Source organism: Prevotella sp. oral taxon 306 str. F0472, assembly GCF_000257925.1.
Taxonomy (GTDB): domain Bacteria; phylum Bacteroidota; class Bacteroidia; order Bacteroidales; family Bacteroidaceae; genus Prevotella; species Prevotella vespertina.
Genome location: NZ_AJIN01000053.1, coordinates 1 through 16359, shown reverse-complemented (window position 1 = coordinate 16359; position 16359 = coordinate 1). Strand labels below are relative to the sequence as shown.

At 42.8% G+C, this 16359-nt stretch carries 13 protein-coding genes and 1 tRNA gene; 6 read left to right on the top strand and 8 right to left on the bottom strand.

The genetic code is table 11. The features are described from left to right. Positions 1-157: 157 nt before the first annotated feature. From HMPREF9969_RS08000 to HMPREF9969_RS12870, 8 genes are all read right to left on the bottom strand, one after another. On the bottom strand, positions 158-1423 hold the full coding sequence (locus HMPREF9969_RS08000; protein ID WP_009435332.1) for a hypothetical protein: 1266 nt from the start codon (positions 1421-1423) through the stop codon (positions 158-160). Positions 1424-2000: 577 nt separating this feature from the next. Further along, on the bottom strand, positions 2001-2327 hold the full coding sequence (locus HMPREF9969_RS07995) for a helix-turn-helix domain-containing protein (RefSeq protein ID WP_232212663.1): 327 nt from the start codon (positions 2325-2327) through the stop codon (positions 2001-2003). A gap of 100 nt (positions 2328-2427) precedes the next feature. Further along, positions 2428-3069 (bottom strand): hypothetical protein, encoded by a 642-nt coding sequence (locus HMPREF9969_RS07990; RefSeq protein WP_083835309.1) that lies wholly within the window; start codon positions 3067-3069, stop codon positions 2428-2430. Between the two features lie 228 nt (positions 3070-3297). Next, positions 3298-3960, bottom strand: coding sequence for a ParA family protein (locus tag HMPREF9969_RS07985; protein WP_009435333.1), 663 nt, complete (start codon positions 3958-3960; stop codon positions 3298-3300). 34 nt (positions 3961-3994) lie between these two features. Continuing rightward, entirely contained in the window at positions 3995-4708 is a 714-nt protein-coding gene (locus HMPREF9969_RS07980; protein WP_009435318.1) for a hypothetical protein, read from the bottom strand. Beyond that, positions 4705-5466, bottom strand: a complete 762-nt coding sequence (locus HMPREF9969_RS07975; RefSeq protein ID WP_009435310.1) for a hypothetical protein — start codon at positions 5464-5466, stop codon at positions 4705-4707. Before HMPREF9969_RS07975 ends, HMPREF9969_RS07980 begins: the two co-directional genes overlap by 4 nt. A gap of 264 nt (positions 5467-5730) precedes the next feature. Further along, on the bottom strand, positions 5731-6444 hold the full coding sequence (locus HMPREF9969_RS07970; protein ID WP_009435312.1) for a hypothetical protein: 714 nt from the start codon (positions 6442-6444) through the stop codon (positions 5731-5733). 3285 nt (positions 6445-9729) lie between these two features. Beyond that, a complete protein-coding gene (locus tag HMPREF9969_RS12870) occupies positions 9730-10179 on the bottom strand; it encodes a hypothetical protein (RefSeq protein ID WP_009435309.1) in 450 nt (149 codons plus the stop codon). A gap of 268 nt (positions 10180-10447) precedes the next feature. Here HMPREF9969_RS12870 and HMPREF9969_RS07965 point away from each other — a divergent pair, with 268 nt between their 5' ends. The 6 genes from HMPREF9969_RS07965 (at position 10448) to HMPREF9969_RS12865 (ending at position 15958) form a co-directional block, all read left to right on the top strand. After that, on the top strand, positions 10448-11650 hold the full coding sequence (locus HMPREF9969_RS07965) for a replication-associated recombination protein A (protein ID WP_009435336.1): 1203 nt from the start codon (positions 10448-10450) through the stop codon (positions 11648-11650). 620 nt (positions 11651-12270) lie between these two features. After that, complete coding sequence (locus HMPREF9969_RS07960) at positions 12271-13221, top strand: D-2-hydroxyacid dehydrogenase (RefSeq protein WP_009435319.1); 951 nt, start codon at positions 12271-12273, stop codon at positions 13219-13221. Beyond that, a complete protein-coding gene (locus HMPREF9969_RS07955; RefSeq protein WP_009435323.1) occupies positions 13218-13865 on the top strand; it encodes a trimeric intracellular cation channel family protein in 648 nt (215 codons plus the stop codon). The genes HMPREF9969_RS07960 and HMPREF9969_RS07955 overlap by 4 nt, the downstream gene beginning before the upstream one ends. Positions 13866-13967: 102 nt before the next feature. Beyond that, a tRNA-Arg gene (locus tag HMPREF9969_RS07950) sits at positions 13968-14041 on the top strand. Between the two features lie 753 nt (positions 14042-14794). Further along, a complete protein-coding gene (locus HMPREF9969_RS07940; RefSeq protein WP_009435315.1) occupies positions 14795-15226 on the top strand; it encodes a hypothetical protein in 432 nt (143 codons plus the stop codon). A 561-nt stretch (positions 15227-15787) separates the two neighbouring features. Next, positions 15788-15958 carry a hypothetical protein gene (locus HMPREF9969_RS12865; RefSeq protein WP_155716547.1) on the top strand — a complete coding sequence of 57 codons (171 nt, stop codon included), beginning with the start codon at positions 15788-15790 and terminating at the stop codon, positions 15956-15958. The last annotated feature ends 401 nt before the right edge of the window (positions 15959-16359 follow it).

The window sequence follows — 16359 nt, the reverse complement described above, 5'->3', positions numbered from 1 at the left end:
CTGCAAACAATAGTCTTCACTCCCCTCTCCATTCGGAGAGGGGTTGGGGGAGAGGCTTTCCTTTATTTCCAACTAACAGTCTTCACTCCCCTCTCCATTCGGAGAGGGGTTGGGGGTGAGGCTGTTGTTGGTCGTCTGTTAGGCTTCTTCCTTATTCTCAATGAGCCATATAAAAGGCTGCACCTAAGGCTCCTTTATACTCGTCAACATCAATTCTATCTCCCTCCTGATAGGTCTCATACTCCTTTTTCGATACTGTTATCTCACCATCCTCTTGCATAGTTCCGCAGGAGGCAAAGCGCACTTTATACGCATGACTGCGTCCGCTCGTCTCAAACTTATCCTTCACATAACTGATGTGATGATCTGGTTCGGAGTAATCAAACGCTACATTATAGGTTATGATGGTGCCAATCGCATAAAAGATAGCGAAGAAGAGGACAAAAATAAACTGCTCGGTTGGATTATCCACGCGTGATTTTGTGAAACTGAAGTTGTACCAGAGGAACGGAATAGAGACCACAACAATGCACAGAAGCATATAGGGTATGAGCGGATAAATGTCTATTATGTTCTCACGCAACGCAAAACACAACAGCACCAAAGACACAAGATAGGTACTACTAAACAGTGTTGGGCGGTCGGTACTATCACGATATACATCGAAAAGTGCCGTTCCTTTCGACTTGATAAACACAATGCTCGCCAGCCAGGGCATAACTGCTGCCGCCAAAAAGACGTATCGGTAATAGGGCATTGGCACGAAGATGAGGGCGACGGTGACGATGTTTGCAAGGATATTCACCGCTCGTGCCCATAGACGATTGCGTTCGTTCTGATTGAGTCGTTCGACTGCACTGGCTCCTAAAGAGCTATTCTGCCTTATCGACTGGCGGTCTTTTCTCTTCTCACGGAGGAAGTAATTATGGAAATAACGCCCTGCCCAACGTTCCACGTCATGGTAATCTCGATAGTAAACACCGAAGGTTATCTTCTTTCCTGCACCTTGATAGGGTACGAATTCGATACCATTCCCGTAAGAAGGTAGCACACTTTCAATACTATTGAAGAACAGAACTCGAGTGCCAAAGAGGGTTTCCTTGACAATTCTATCCTCATAGATATACACCTTATCACGCCTTGTATAGAGGATGGCAAATACTGGAAAAAGGAGGAGGAAAAGCCCCATAAGTGTGGAGATATAATCGTCCAGCGAGGCAGAACCATGTAAAATAGTAGTCAAAACGCCTGTTTGTACGGCATCATAGATGATTACAATGCCGAAAGCAAAGAGTGCGATAGCAAAGAAATACAATATGATTTGTCCTGTAAGTGCCATCTTGTAAGGTACTACTACCCTACTATCTCCCCTCTTCCCGTCCGTTGCCGAGGCTGGAATCTGTATGTCTTTTCTATGTTTCATCGTAACTGGTTTAATATAAAAAACGGCCTCTCCCCCAACCCCTCTCCGAATGGAGAGGGGAGTGAAGACTGTTGTTTGCAGATGAAGGAGGCGTGAGCTTCTGTGGATTCCCATGTTCCTTTAGGAGCTCTGTGTCGCTTCGCGCCTTCGTGCCATCTGTGTATTCCGTGTTCAAAATGCCCCTGCAAAGAATCGTTTAACCATTTCTTCTATGTGAAGAACTGTCTAATCACAGCCCAACTACAGCCTCACCCCCTCTCCGAACCAGCGGTCACTGACCGAAGGGAAGTAATGGAGAGGGGAGTGAAGACCAATGTTTGAAAACAAAGGGGGCGTTCCGTTGAGATGAAGGAAGCCTCTCCTTGATGCGAAGAAACGCCCTCTTTAAATGGAGATGATGCCTCCCTCCTATCCCCTTTCCTACAGAGAGGGGAGCAGATAGTGCCATTGCCCACAGGACAAACAACTCGCTTACTTGTCAACCCGTCCACACGTCAACTCGAACCAACCACACTTTAGAAGTGAAGCAAGACCTTGGGGGAGGACATCCCCTCCTTCGGAGGGGCTTGGGGAGGCGTTAATTTGAATTGTACAAAACCCTATATTTCCTATTACGATTCGCCCCTTCCGCCTGCAAGAAACCGAATGATACAAGTTGACGGAGGTAACGTTTGGCAGTGGTTGGAGTAAGTTGGAACTCCCGTATTATGACTTCGGTCGTAAGCTCCTGATGGCTATTTGCGAAGTAAATAATATCGACCAGTTTCGCTGCTAGTGATGGTTTTATCGACCATTTACCAATTATTTCCTCCTTTAAAGCCTCTTTATCGACCATTCCCTCGCCTATCGACCGCATGAAGTGGTCGATCTCCTGCTGTAGATGCTGGCAATGCAAGAGCGTCATATAGTCAATAAAAACGTATCAAAGAAACGCCCCATTTATTTGCAAACAGCAGTATTCACTCCCCTCTCCATTCGGAGAGGGGGCGGGGGTGAGGCTTTCCTTACAGCAAACTCTCCCCAAAGATAGCGTTCTTAATGTCCTTCTCATGCTCGAAGACAAAGCGTGCCACGATTGCACTAAGGATGGCTGTTGAGGGGAGTTTGATACTCGTTGCCGACTTTAATCGGTCTAGTACGCTCTTCAAATTAGAGTCTATATATACCGTTGCAAGGCGTGAGTCGCGCATTTTATAGTCTCGTGCAAGGTCGAGGAAGAGCTGCCAACTATCCTCACCGCTATCCTTTGCCATTGAATACTCACGTGCCAACTGCCTGCCCTCAGCCTTTGGTAACTTCTTTGCAGCTGGTGCCGTGCGGTCTTTCTCATCATTCACTGCATCGATTGCAGACACCTGACCAAACCGAGACTGCTGTGTTTCTGGTTCTGTTTCAGCCGTCTGTGTTACCTGATCAGTGGACTGCTCCACTGCTGTCGGACGCTCGTTTTCCACCTGCTCTACTGCCTGCTGCACTTCTTCCTGTGGCTCTTCTTCCGTCTTATCAACGACTTCAACCTCCTCATTATCAGTCTGTTTGTCGTCTGCATTAGCATTAGCTACACTTGTATTTACTCTCTGAACGCTATGAGCCAAGTCTGCCATTGCACCCGGCATCACAACCATTGTTCTCTTCTTCTTTGCCATGTTTAATTCAAAATAGTATTTTTAAAAGTCAAAACTAAACTCCAACCAGCCTCACCCCCGACCCCTCTCCGAATGGAGAGGGGAGTGATTAGATAGTGTGGATGTCATTATCTAAATAATTCCTACCCCTCGCATTTAGTACTATCTACTCCCCTCTCCATTCGGAGAGGGGGCGGGGGTGAGGCTGTAGAGGGGCTGATGTGAGGCTTTTTGAGTTTTGATTCTCTTCTATTTCATCCTTTTCACCATAAACTCAAACGCTTCTTTCACTGCGCTCCGTTGCGTGGCTAGGAGCTCAAAAGTGTTCGTTCGCTTCAGAGTTGCACGACTATTTACGGCTGGCGTAACCTTTCCGAACTTGCCAAACACTTCATCAGTTTTCTCCCACATATCCTGCTCCTCCGCCGTACCAATACGTGGGTCAATGCGGTTAGGAACGAAGAATAACTGTGCATGCATTTGTGGGTTATGCTCACGTAAAACGTTGATTACCTGTACAAAAGTACCTGTTGAGTCGAGTGTCTTATCCTCATATTCATAAGGACAAACGATGTAATCGGCTTCAACAAACAATGGTGCCAATCCGTCCTCACTGATGTTACCAGGGGAATCGAACAACACGAAACCGTCAACCTGCGATGCCGAATCCATCAACTCCTGCATGGTCTCGACGTCAGTAACATCGAAATCCTGCACGTTGTAAGGCTCTTCTTCACCCTCATAGAGCTGTGCGTCTTTCTGACGTTGCATGAGGATGGTCTTCTGCAAGTCGGTATCGATGATGCAAACATCTTTCCCTTTCCATGCGAGATAATTGGCAAATAGGATGCAGAGGGTACTCTTCCCTACCCCACCCTTTTGGTTTGCAAATACTACTTTCTTATTCTTCATTATTGTTGTTGATATTTATTTCTATTCTTATTAATTATATTGTCGTATTATTGTCACCTATCAGCATTTTCTTCCAAACCACTCCGATACCTATCACATCAGCGATAATAAAGATGGGAAGGGCATAGGAATAAACATCTGAAATCCATCCTTTTACTCCCATATCAAGCCCCAGAAGGAAGATTAGAAACGAACCGATAACCACCAAGACAAGGGCTGACAACATCCATATCTGTTTGATTATCAGATGGTAAAGTTTGCCTCCTGTAAGCATTATTAGGCGTACAATGAGGAACAAATAGGCAGTTACTGCCACCCAACGGGATAGACTCACGATGGTTTTCCAGCTTATATAGAAGGCTTCGCCACTATAGTCTGCCTCGGAGAAAAGCTCTAAGGGCTTCACATCTGTTAGGTAGATTGCACCGAAAACTACTAGTATCCATGATGCGTAACTAACGATTGTCCAACCACTTACAGCACGTCCCAAGCGGTGCGCCACACGTGCAAATACGGCGATCATAGCCATGAAGGAATAGCTCACCAAAAGCTCTGCTATCATGGAGAAATGGTCGACAAGCGTGTTTTGTTCATCTGTGAAGATGTTGTCATTAACGATCTCTAACTGACTACCTAATGCCATTACGTCACCCAATACACCTAGGATGAAGAGCGAAAGAAAGGCACTCATCAGATTCTCTTCGAGCCTCGTTGCAGGCAAACAAGATATTATCTTTTCTTTTTTCATTCGTCTATTTCGTCTATAAATAGTTCTTCTTCGTCCTTTAATAACCACTGACCTTTAATGTAGTTATCCGTGCTAGGAGCATGGAGATGGGCTGCATCTAAGATATTCCTCCATAACACTCCGATGTAGAGAACGACGGATAGATAGCACAGACATAATATAATTTCTAACATCAAAGGAACGTTATTGTTGGCTGCTCCCGGTAGACAGAATTGTATCAAGATGAGGAACACACAGAAGGCTGCTAACTGCTTCACAAATAATATCTTGAGGTGACCTTTACTCAAAAGAAGTGACCGACTGATAATGTAAACATAGCAGAGAAAACTCAAAGTAACACATGTAAAGTAAACTCCATTGCATGTATTCACAATGTCAGCATCGAACTCATTGCTCACTGAAGAGCTGGTTGTAAAGGCTACGATGATGTTTACACAAAGGTTGATCATCAAAAAGCTAGCAAACAGCCAAGCACCTATTGCTATGCTCATCCAGCCTGTATGCGACCGACCAATACGATAGATAACAAGTCCAAAGAGGGTCATCAAGCCCGCAAACCCACAATTAAATGGGATGTTCGTGAGGGTCTCTAAATCCATTTGACGTAGACCAGAACCATACCAGAAGAGCGTGTTCGGACCAAGAACATACACCATAGAATAGGCTATCATACCGATAATAAAGAGCGTAAGGAAGATATTTGAAGCTCTTTGCTCCCATTTCTTCACAGGTAGAAAAGTTATATCTTTGGCATCCATAACCATGTTTTATTATCTTTTAGACGGCTTACAAGAGCCTTATTGCATATTATTTACTTATTTTACTATCATTTTGTAAAGTTCACACTACCCTTTTCTTCTTCATTTCTGGCGTTTTTTTAACCACCTTACCATCTACTCGCAAATACGAGAAATACAGCAGTTATAAATGTTGAAGAATCTTACTTTCGATTCAGGTAACGCCCTCCCCCACCTTATTTATATATATATTATACATAAAGTTGTGCTGGGAAGCACACTTGCTTACGCTTGACTCGCATCTTCCTCATCAATGTCCTCTTCTGTAATATCCGCTGACATCGAACCGCGAAGGGCTATCGATGGAATCAAACCAAGCACGAAGACAATCAGTGTGAGGATGGTTCCGTAAGTGTCAATGGCTGTCATTGATAGTCCTCCAACCTCATTGTACATATAATAAAATACTCCGCCAGTTAGGAAAATGAGGATTGGACAAAGAATGATAGACATACCATACAAACGAATGGAGCCTCGGAACTTACGCACCAAACCGATTCCTAAGAATAGATTCAATAGTCCAATAACAACATTGTTGTAGCCTCGGAAGGTCTGAATCAATGCCTCCTCGCGTGGTGTCTCCATCATAATGTCGTGAGCAGGTAACAATGCTCTGTAACAAACAGCAGCTGTTCCTAGCACAGACAAAACCATAATCACAATCATAGCTAACTGCAAAAAGAAATGCTTACTATTATTTAGGCACCTGCGAAAAACCTCCCACATCACCAACTGAGTGGCGCATACAAGAATCGACTCTGCTATCTGAATCGCCGAAGAACTTTGAACAGTTTCAAAGGTCTCAGTCAATGATGTCATCCCATCAGTGGGTGCTCCTGTCCAGTGATCTATGCTATTTACCAAACTAAACGCTAGAAACAAACCAAGGCTCCAGTTGAGAGTTTCACTCTGAACAGATGATATTTTAAACTTCTTCATACGTTTTTATATATTTATGTTTTAGTCTTTCTAAATAAATAAACATCGCTTCGTTCATTTATATTAATGTGTATGCAAATATACACCTAAATACTGAAAGAAACAAATACATTCAAATGTTTTTGTTTGAAAAAGTAATAAGATAAATCATTAAAAACACATTTAAACAAACAAATAAACACTTATCTACGTGTTTATTTGTTTATATATTTAGTTATTGAAAACGCTTATCGACATATCAAATAAGTATCTAAATAGATATTAGAAGTATTTTTAAAACAAGAAGAAGATACTATACTTTTACATATTTAGATATATTTTCAAAAGAAAGTAAGCCTAGAGAAATATATTATATATTTATTGATTCATATAGAAGAGCGTTCTAACAAGAACGAAAGGAGGTTATATATTTATATAAATCTGACACTAGAAAGTACGAACGTAGGTTCCTATTTTAGTATATATATATATAAAAACAAAGATACAAACGTACGTTTTCAATCTTAGGAAGTAGCAATTTCAAAGAGAGGATATAAACAAATAATTATTTATATATTAATATATAATATTGTTATTCAGTAATTTATAAGTACTAAAAGAGGATTTATAAAGAAAGAACGAATACATATCTTGATAATTGGAGATAGGCAAGGAATATAAAAGGAGCGTAGTAGAAGACTGTAAAATGAGGAATGATACAAACATAGGATACTGTTTGCAAATGAAAAGAATAGTATATATTTATATAATAATAACACATAAATAACAAATTGAGAAATGTATATAAATATAAAGTAGAGCGTTTTTTTAAGAAGAAAATAAAGGCTATATACTTTTATACTTTTATATATTTAATAGTTAAATGGAGCCCAAATTAATATTATAAAAGTGTTTATATAAATACATACTATTAAGAACAAATAAGTAAATAAGTATTTTTTTATTTATATATTAGTAGTGTTTGAGAAGCAAGTAAACATATATTTCATTTATAATAGTATTATATTTTTATATATATAAGCAGTTAATTAAAAGCGTAATAACATATTCAAAGAAAAAAGTAAACCCTTAGATACATATAAAAGGAGTACATTTATAATATGTATATATAAATATGTTTTAAAACAGATAAGCAAAAGAATAAATACATATTAGTATTAATAAGGTAAAACTAAGAGCTCTGCAAGGAAGAAAGAAGTAGGGAAGAAGAAGGCGAAATGGTGTGCAGGAAGAGGAAAAGAAACAATGATAAATACATGAAAAGAGGATAAAAAAAGAAGCTAAAAAGATTCCAATAAGTACATAAAAGCACTTTCAACGAAACAAAGAATGCCCAACTATAAAACCAAGAAGACACACCTGTAAAATAAAGAAAGCCAACCTATAAAACAAAGGAAAGTCAACAAAAAACAAAGAAGAACTCAGCAATAAAGCAAAGAAACGCCTTCTTCAAAGCAAGGAAAGGCTCTCTTTAACATGAAAAGAGGCTCTCTTTAAATAAAGAAAAGCACTTCCTGCATTAGTAAAGAAACTCAGAAGGGCAATTAAAGGATATAAAAGCCACAGAAATAACATCTCTTTTTGTTCACAAAAAACTACTAACTATCTAGGAAAGAGTAAGATACTAATTTGAGAAATAGCTCTGATTAGCAAAATAAAACGAGTACATTTAAATAAGAGGAAGGCTCTAAAAACTAAAGATAAAACGGATAAAAAATAAAGAAAAAACATTCATCTAAATAAGAAGAAATAATCCATAAAAACAGAGATAACATCTATCTGGAGTGGAAAAGACGACAAAATAGTAAGATTATAATGGGTATATTAAAAGGTAAGTAACGACAAATAGGGAGAGAAAACTTACTTACTTAAAACCGAGAACTGCGACAAATAAGTAAGATAAAATACCTTCAACTAGCAGAAAGAAGCATTGGAAAGACGACAAAAAAGGAAGTTCTTTGAGGAAAAAGGGCTTTGCGACAAATTAGGAAGATATTTCTTTGAGTGTAGAAGAGCATATAAAGAGTTGTAAATCAGTATGTTTATAAAGGCAATTAAAGCCAAACGGCGACAAAAAAGTGAATTGTTTGGGTTTTATTTAAACGTTTCATACAATATAGAAGAGCTAAAGTACTGTTATACAGAGTAGTTAGTAAGGATGGAGAAAGACATTCTTAAAGTAAATAAGTTCCTAATATGTCGCTTAAAACGAGGCTCAACTTCTATAAAAAATGGGCTCTTTTGGTAGTAAAAAGGGAATAAATCGACAAACAGGGAACAAAAAACTTAAATAAAACTAAGTATTAATTATGAAGAAAGAGACATATTGGGAAGATTGAAAAAACGACAGATAGGGAAGAAGAAAACGAGTAACAAGACAAGAGAAAAGCGACAGGAAAAATAGGAGAATATCGGTTAAGAAAATAATAGGAAGATGCGCAATAGATGATAAAAGAAAGCTGACAAAAAATAAAGTTATCGAGAGAGAAGAGGGTAGGGGAGGGGGGATTTAAATGAAGTAGAGCATAAGATAAAATAAAGCTATCCGATTAAGAACAAAACACTTAGCGCTGAGTTAGTTAGGAATAAACCTATTAGAAGGATTAAAGACCATCGACTATAAGATGAGAAGTAAACCGACAGAAAAACAACAAAGAAAGCATCAAGACTAAAAAAAGAAAGCGAAAGAAGCGGCGGAAAAAACGAACAGCAAGCACAAAGCAAGCGCCCTTCAAGCGATGTTGCGACAAATAGGGAGGGTCGCCCAAAAGCCCTTAGTAAAAGTCATCTCCACACAGGCAAAGATCTTTTTAACCCTTAACTTAAAAACTTCTCATCGAGTTAGATATCGTTAGTTAATCAATTATAAGATATTAGTAAAGGTGTTTTAAGATACTGATATACAATGAGTTGCAAGGTTAACTACCGACAAATTAGTAAGTTAGCGACGACAGATTAGTAAGATGGAGGCGACAGATTGGGAAGTAGCTTGCGACAGATTAGTAGGTAGATGATGGATGTGTTCGACGAATGAGGAGCATTGGTTCGACGTTTAGGGAGCCTCTTGTCGATATTTACGAATAGTTATGACAAAATAAGGAAATTGTTAGTTGTGATAGAGAGGATAGTCGTCTTTTGGATGCGAAAAGCCGTTTTGAGTCGGAGTAAATAGTGAGAACTAATATAAAGGATAATCAGTTATAAAATACTAATTGCTTGATAGTTACAAAAGAAAGCGTTTTTAAGATCGACAATAAGGGAAGATTTTATGTGAAGAGAGTTATGCTAAGATACGACAAAAGTGTAGGCTTTTGAAAAATCTTTACTTGCTTTGGGGATAGGGGAGGGTGATGAGTGAGGCAGATGGGGCTGTTTGGGCAGATAGGGGAGGGTGATGAGTGAGGCAGATGGGGCTGATTGGGTGGATAGGGGAGGGTGATGAGTGAGGCAGATAGGGCTGATTGGGCAGATAGGGGCGGGTGATGAGTGAGGCGAATAGGTCTGATTGGGCAGATAGGGGAGGGTGAGGAGTGGGGCAGATGGGGCTAATTGGGCGGATAGGAGAGGGTGATGAGTGGGGGTGATGGGGCTGATTAGGCAGATAGGGGAGGGTGAGGAGTAGGGGTGATGGGGCTGATTGGGCAGATAGGGGAGGGTGATGAGTGAGACAGATGGGGCTGATAGGGCAGATAGAGAGGCATTGGAAAGTCGCCAAACCAGTGGGTTATCCATCATTTTAAAGGCTGGATTTTGAATTATGAGAATAATTGCTTACTTTTGCCTAATGATAAACAATGCTCATGCCAGTGCTTAGCAATGTGGCAGACAAAGGTTCGCTCTACAACAACCAATGCTTAGCTAGACAACAGCTGCTACTTAGTAATGTGATTGTCCATGTCGAGTGCAACAACTACTGACGATAGGCAAGACGATTGCGAAGGATAGCTTGCACTCTTGCGAGCGGTGGGCAGGAGCGGAGTTATCGCTAGAGATAAGAATAGATATGGAACCATTGGCAGAAAGGATGCGTCCTCGGACGCTGGATGAATACATTGGGCAGGAGCATCTTGTGGGTCAGGGAGCTGTCTTGCGACGTATGATCGACAGCGGTCATATCAGTTCGTTCATCCTCTGGGGACCACCAGGCGTTGGCAAAACCACGCTCGCTCAGATCATTGCCCATCAATTAGAAACACCCTTCTACACGCTCTCGGCGGTGACAAGTGGTGTAAAAGATGTACGCGAGGTGATCGATCGGGCGAAGAGCGGGAGGTTCTTCAATTCGGTTTCCCCGATACTCTTCATCGACGAAATCCATCGATTCTCTAAGTCGCAGCAAGACTCCTTGTTGGGTGCTGTGGAGAGAGGAGTTGTGACGTTGATAGGCGCAACGACGGAGAATCCCTCATTCGAAGTCATCCGCCCACTGCTGTCGCGTTGCCAGTTATATGTGCTGAAATCGTTAGGGAAAGACGACCTACTCCGCCTCGTGCAACGTGCAATTACGGAAGACACGGAGCTGAAGAAACTCTCGATAAAGCTCTCCGAGACGACCGCCCTACTGCGTTATAGCGGTGGTGATGCACGTAAATTGCTCAATATTATCGACCTCCTCGTGAGTGTGCGGGCGTCAGATGAGATTGTTATCACCGACGAACTCGTGGAGAAAGAGCTGCAGGAAAACCCCTTGGCATACGATAAGGACGGTGAGATGCACTATGATCTTGTATCTGCATTCATCAAGTCGATCCGTGGAGGAAACGCCGATGCCGCCCTCTATTGGATGGCTCGGATGATTGAAGGAGGCGAAGATCCACGCTTTATCGCACGCCGAGTAGTGATCAGCGCAGCCGAGGATATCGGACTTGCGAACCCCAATGCTCTGTTATTGGCAAACGCTGCCTTCGATGCAGTCGACCGCATAGGATGGCCAGAGGGGCGCATACCTTTGGCGGAAGCAGTGGTCTATCTCGCTCGTTCCAAGAAGGACAATTCGGCTTATAAAGGTATCAATTCCGCCCTTGAGGAGGTGCGCCGTTCGGGTAATCTACCCGTTCCGTTGCACCTTCGGAATGCACCGACAAAGTTGATGAAAGACCTTGGTTATGGCGATGGATATAAGTATCCTCACGATTACGAGGGGCATTTTGTCGAGCAACAGTATATGCCGGATGAGTTGGAGGGGAGGGAGTTTATACCCGACTAACGGCCTCCCAACAGCCCCACCCAGCCTCCCCGAAAGGGGAGGAGCAGCCTCACACCCTCTCCGAACCAGCGGTCACTGACCGAAGGGAAGTAATGGAGAGGGGAGTAAGGATGGTTGAGGAAGCCTCCCCCGACCCCTCCGAAAGGAGGGGAGTGTTGCTTGGACGTTGGCAGGGGATGGTCGGTCGGAGTGTAACGAGGCTGTACCTCTTTAGCTGGAACAGCAGGACAGCAAACAAAGGGGTGCTCTTTTTAAAACGAAGGGGGCGTTTCTTTGAAGCGAAGAGAGGCTTTCTTCATTGCAAGGAAACGCCTTCGTTGATGGGAATGAAAGCTTCACAGCCTCTCCGAACCAGCGGTCACTGACCAAAGGGAAGTAATGGAGAGGGGCGTGGATAGTATCATTTCCCACAGAACAAACAACTTGTCTACTCGTCAACTATCAACTCGTCAACTTATAAAAAACAAATAATAACAACAAAAAGAGGCACTCTCACAGCCTTACTCATATATCCTTACCAACTCCCGTGAGGCTACATCCCCTCCTTTCGGAGGGGCTTGGGGAGGCTTTCGGAGGGTGAGTTCGGTTTTGGGGAGGCTTCCGATAAACAATAAAAAAGTATGAAACTAGTTATTCTCGACTGCCATGCAGTCAACCCTGGCGACCTCTCATGGGAACCAATAAAGCAACTCGCTGATTGTACGATATACGAAAGAACACGACAGGAAGACGTCGTTGAGCGTGCAAAAGACGCTGACGGAATACTCATCAATAAGGTGAATATCACTGAAGAAGTGCTCCAACAACTGCCTAAACTGAAGTATATTGGAGAGCTGGCAACAGGTTATAATAATATTGACATCGCTGCGGCACGTGCAAGAGGAGTTGTGGTTTGCAATATCCCAGCCTATAGTACCGATAGTGTGGCACAACATGTTTTCGCCTTACTATTGAATGCCGCAACACGAGTAGACCATTACGCCGAGGCTGTCAGACGTGGCGAATGGTGCAAGCAGCAGGACTTCTGCTATTGGGATACGCCTCTGATCGAGCTTGCGGGGAAAACTCTTGGTATTGTCGGACTCGGTCACATCGGTCAGAAAGTGGCGCAGATTGCGCACGCCATGGGTATGGATATCTCGGCATACACCAGTAAGAACAGCACCGACCTACCCGAGTGTATCCGCAAGACAACCCTCGAAGGACTCTTGAGTACGTCTGACGTCATCACCCTCCATTGCCCTCTTACGGCAGAGAATACGCACATGATCAATGCTGAAAGCCTACAGAAAATGCGCCCCGGAACCATCCTTATTAATACAGGACGTGGTGGGCTCATTGACGAACAGGCTGTTGCTGATGCCCTCGAAAGCGGTCATCTCAAAGCCTATTGTGCAGATGTTATGACCGACGAACCGCCTCGGAAGGACAATCCCCTTCTACAACAACCCAAGGCATATATCACTCCGCACGTGGCATGGGCTACTCGTGAGGCACGCGAAAGACTTATGGCTATTGCCGTGGAGAATATCAAGAAATTCATAGAAGGCACTCCGCAAAACTGCGTATGACCTACACTGACCCCCATCTCGTCCGTACCCTCCAGGTGATCTTGGAGTTCCTAGGCACCTTCGCATTCGCCATCTCCGGTATACGGCACGCCGCCCAAAAGCACTTCGATTGGTTCGGAGGCTACGTATGCGGCTTTGCTGTAGCCATCGGAGGCGGTACGATACGTGATGCCATGCTTGGTGTGCGCCCGTTCTGGATGTCGAATATCATGTACGTGTTGGTTACTGGACTTGCACTCTTCCTCGTTATCCTATCGAGGAAATGGATAAAGAGGCTCGATAACGCATGGTTCGTCTTCGATACACTGGGCTTAGCTCTGTTCACCATAGCCGGTATTCAGAAGACCATCGCACTGGGACATAGCTTCTGGGTAGCCGTTATCATGGGGTGTATCACGGGTGTGGCAGGTGGCGTCATACGTGATGTTCTGTTGAATAACATCCCCGTCATCTTTCATAAAGAGATTTACGCCGTGGCTAGTGTGGCAGGTGGTCTCACCTATTGGACGCTCTTCTCACTCGGACTGGGGCTTCCGCTGACGGTGATAGTCACCTTTCTTATGATTTGTGTAATACGCTTTGTTGCAGTAGGTTACCATATTTCGCTACCGACACTACACGATGAAGACGAAAAGAAAACGTAAAAAAGTTGATGAAAAGTTTGGTGGGTTGAAATAAAAGTAATACCTTTGCACTCGCAATTAAGCAATAGCACTATTGTTCTTAACGTTTGCAACCATTTTAATGGTTCCGTAGCTCAACTGAATAGAGCACTTGACTACGGATCAAGAGGTTACAGGTTTGAATCCTGTCGGAATCACAAAGAGGACATCTTAATGGTGTCCTCTTTTTTTTGTGTGCGTGTGCAAAGACAGAGGGGAAGCCTCTCCCCCTTCTACAATCAGCCTCACCCCCTTCCCCTCTCCGAATGGAGAGGGGCGTGAACACTACTAGTAGGATAAAAGAGGATGGTAAGTGGGAATAGAGATAATTGTGTTTTGGAATTTAAAAGTAGCCTCGGGAGAAATACATCCCCTCCTTCGGAGGGGCTTGGGGAGGCTTTTAGTAGAATTAAGGAAACGCCCTTCTCGATTGCAGAAGGGCGTTTCTTCGTTATGAAGAGAGCCTTTCTTCACACCAACGAAACGCCCCCTTTATCTGCAAACAATAGTCTTCACTCCCCTCTCCATTACTTCCCTTCGGTCAGTGACCGTTGGTTCAGAGAGGGGGTGAGGCTTCTTTTCACCTGCTCCCATTAGGTATTCCTCCCCTTGGGGGAGGCTAGGTGGGGTTGGTGAAACAATTTCATCGAATTTAAAGGGGCTTTCGTCGAGTTAATATATGTTTCATATTTTATTAATTTAAGATATCTTTTTTTGCGATTGAACATTCTTTGCACAACATCAAACTAACTTTGTCAGCAAATCACATAGCCCACTTCTCACCCCAGCAAGTGGGCTGGTGATGTTAAAGGAAATGCGCCCCACTTCCCTTCTCCTACCGCTCAACAAGTGGTAACAAGCGTGGGTAAGGCATGAAGCCACACATTATTAATGCTTAAAATAGTACAACTATGGAACATGAAAAGAAGAAAAAAACAATGATGAAACCAATGAAGAAATGGACAGAAGAGGACTTGCAGCGATTGAAGTCCACGATTATTAATGATTTTTACGACCTAATCAATCGTAGTGAGAAGGAGGGTTTGTATTGGAAAGGTGCCACCTGCGACCTGATAGATATGGCACACATGGTGTGGGAGAGTGGAGCTTTATTGCGCCCTGATGGTCGACCGATGGACTTTATCTCTATCGTTCGTAACATCTGTCGGGTACTGCACGTGAGGGTTCCGAGCAATCCCTCTTCAACGGTGATGGCGGTACGGATGCGTAAAAACATACGTGTTGGGCCGCTCTTGGAACGCTACTTGTATGTGATGACTACCATCAATATACAGGATCCCGTGCGGTTAGAAATAGGTAGAAGGAAGCCTTATCAAAGCTAACAACCAGCCTCACCCCCGCCCCCTCTCCGAATGGAGAGGGGAGTAGATACTACTATAAACAAATAAAGGGGGCGTTTCTTCACATCGAAGAGACGCCCTTTTCATTGCAAAGAAACGCCCTCTTCAAATTGAGAAGGGCGTTTCCTTAATTTCAAAATACAATTACCTCTATCCCCCCTTACCACTCTCTTCCATCCTACTAACAGTTTTCACTCCCCTCTCCATTCGGAGAGGGGTTGGGGGAGAGGCTTTTCTTTATTTGCAAATAATAGTCTTCACTCCCCTCTCCATTCGGAGAGGGGTTGGGGGAGAGGCTTTCCTTCATTTGCAAACAATGGTTTTCACTCCCCTCTCCATTCGGAGAGGGGCTGGGGGAGAGGCTGTAGTTGGGCTGGGGGTGAGGCTTTCCTTTATTTGCAAACGCAACTGTTTTATATATAGTTTATGCTTATTTAACAAAAATGGGGGGTAAATAAAGGTTTATTAATACCTTTGCAGCCAATTAATACGCCGTTTTCTATATTAGAACAAAACTATTTAACAAATACAATTAAACCATTTATGAGAAAGAAGAGAACCTATATTCCACCGAGAGTGGTGCAGATTAATTGTGAGTATGAGGGCATGATATGTCATAGTAAGCCAATAACTCCTGATGCAAATAACTCTAGTGAAGAAGATTGGAATCCGAATGAAAACATCGGAGGAGACGATGAACACGGATTTGAATAAACCATTGATAAGACTTAAAAAGATGTTATACAATTTAAAGAGTACAATACAAAGATTGGTTTTGGTGCAGTGATAGCCTTGTTAGTGGCTGTAATAAAATGTAGAAAATGATGCTGCGAGTAATCAAAAAGCAAAAGTTGGAATTGAGATATCGAGTCAGGCTATGATAATCTAGCCCCTCTTCACGTGCTGTAAGTAGTAATACGATAATCAAAAGTCTGTTGTTGATTTTAACGACTGCGGTGCTTCTACCGAACTTGTCCCTGATCAATCAAGTAAAGAACCTGCAACACGTGCCATAACAGGCAATACGCACTATACAATTCGATTCTATGAAGGGTCAACGAGAGTAGGGGAACTAAAGGGAAGGATGAACGGTTCAACCTTTACTCCTGATGCGG

What these genes read in the sequence shown, in the direction of transcription:
- HMPREF9969_RS08000 (WP_009435332.1), bottom strand. Translation starts at nt 1,423, where the DNA reads ATGAAACATAGAAAAGACATACAGATTCCAGCCTCGGCAACGGACGGG.
- HMPREF9969_RS07985 (WP_009435333.1), bottom strand. Translation starts at nt 3,960, where the DNA reads ATGAAGAATAAGAAAGTAGTATTTGCAAACCAAAAGGGTGGGGTAGGG.
- HMPREF9969_RS07970 (WP_009435312.1), bottom strand. Translation starts at nt 6,444, where the DNA reads ATGAAGAAGTTTAAAATATCATCTGTTCAGAGTGAAACTCTCAACTGG.
- HMPREF9969_RS07940 (WP_009435315.1), top strand. Translation starts at nt 14,795, where the DNA reads ATGGAACATGAAAAGAAGAAAAAAACAATGATGAAACCAATGAAGAAA.
- HMPREF9969_RS07975 (WP_009435310.1), bottom strand. Translation starts at nt 5,466, where the DNA reads ATGGATGCCAAAGATATAACTTTTCTACCTGTGAAGAAATGGGAGCAA.
- HMPREF9969_RS07980 (WP_009435318.1), bottom strand. Translation starts at nt 4,708, where the DNA reads ATGAAAAAAGAAAAGATAATATCTTGTTTGCCTGCAACGAGGCTCGAA.
- HMPREF9969_RS07965 (WP_009435336.1), top strand. Translation starts at nt 10,448, where the DNA reads ATGGAACCATTGGCAGAAAGGATGCGTCCTCGGACGCTGGATGAATAC.
- HMPREF9969_RS07955 (WP_009435323.1), top strand. Translation starts at nt 13,218, where the DNA reads ATGACCTACACTGACCCCCATCTCGTCCGTACCCTCCAGGTGATCTTG.
- HMPREF9969_RS07990 (WP_083835309.1), bottom strand. Translation starts at nt 3,069, where the DNA reads ATGGCAAAGAAGAAGAGAACAATGGTTGTGATGCCGGGTGCAATGGCA.
- HMPREF9969_RS12865 (WP_155716547.1), top strand. Translation starts at nt 15,788, where the DNA reads ATGAGAAAGAAGAGAACCTATATTCCACCGAGAGTGGTGCAGATTAAT.
- HMPREF9969_RS07960 (WP_009435319.1), top strand. Translation starts at nt 12,271, where the DNA reads ATGAAACTAGTTATTCTCGACTGCCATGCAGTCAACCCTGGCGACCTC.
- HMPREF9969_RS07995 (WP_232212663.1), bottom strand. Translation starts at nt 2,327, where the DNA reads ATGACGCTCTTGCATTGCCAGCATCTACAGCAGGAGATCGACCACTTC.
- HMPREF9969_RS12870 (WP_009435309.1), bottom strand. Translation starts at nt 10,179, where the DNA reads ATGATGGATAACCCACTGGTTTGGCGACTTTCCAATGCCTCTCTATCT.